The organism is Treponema endosymbiont of Eucomonympha sp. (assembly GCF_001028545.1).
This window is the reverse complement of record NZ_BBPW01000295.1, coordinates 1-799: the sequence shown is the minus strand read 5'-3', so window position 1 is coordinate 799 and position 799 is coordinate 1. Positions and strand designations below refer to the sequence as shown.

Here is a 799-nt window from a genome sequence, read left to right as displayed (position 1 = left end):
CGTTTGAAAAAGCCGGCACCGAAACCAAGAGCGGCACCCCCGGCTGGTACAACAACGCGGCGTTTGACCGCGCCGCAGGCAAAGCCGGAATCCCCAGCCTGACGCTCAACGGCGACGCATTTTCGGACGATATGCGGAAGGCGGTCATCGCAGAGGCAAAAAAGCAGGGGTACGCGTTCGATTTGGTGGTGTACAGCCTCGCAAGCCCTGTCCGCACCGACCCCGAAACCGGCGTATTGTACAAGTCGGTGCTCAAGCCTATCGGCGCGCCCTATTCGGGCAAAACCGTAGACCCGATGAGCGGCATCATTTCGGAGGTGTCCGCCCTTCCCGCCAGCAACGCGGAAGCGGCGGAAACGGTCAAGGTAATGGGCGGCGAGGATTGGGAACGCTGGATTCGGCAGCTTGGGGACGCAGGCATGCTGGCGAAGGGCTGCCTTGCCGTCGCCTATTCGTATATAGGTCCCGCGCTGTCCCACGCGATTTACCGAGACGGCACTATCGGCGGGGCAAAAAAGCACCTTGAACAGACCGCCCGCTCGCTTGACGCCGCGCTTCAGGCGCACTGCGGCGGGCACGCCTTCGTGTCGGTCAACAAAGGGCTGGTTACGCGCTCAAGCGCCGTCATTCCGGTCATCCCGCTGTATCTTGCCGTTCTGTTTAAGGTTATGAAAGAAAAAGGTACGCACGAGGGCTGCATCGAGCAAATGGAGCGGCTATTTGCCGAGCGGCTCTATACGCCGTCGGGCGATATTCCGGTTGACGGCGAGCGGCTTATCCGAATCGACGACCGCGAAAT

General features: G+C 60.8%; 1 protein-coding gene. It reads left to right on the top strand.

Annotation, left to right across the window (positions count from 1 at the left end; translation table 11 throughout):
• The coding region (locus AWU74_RS06640; RefSeq protein WP_062328647.1) for a trans-2-enoyl-CoA reductase at positions 1–799 on the top strand (799 nt) is incomplete at both ends.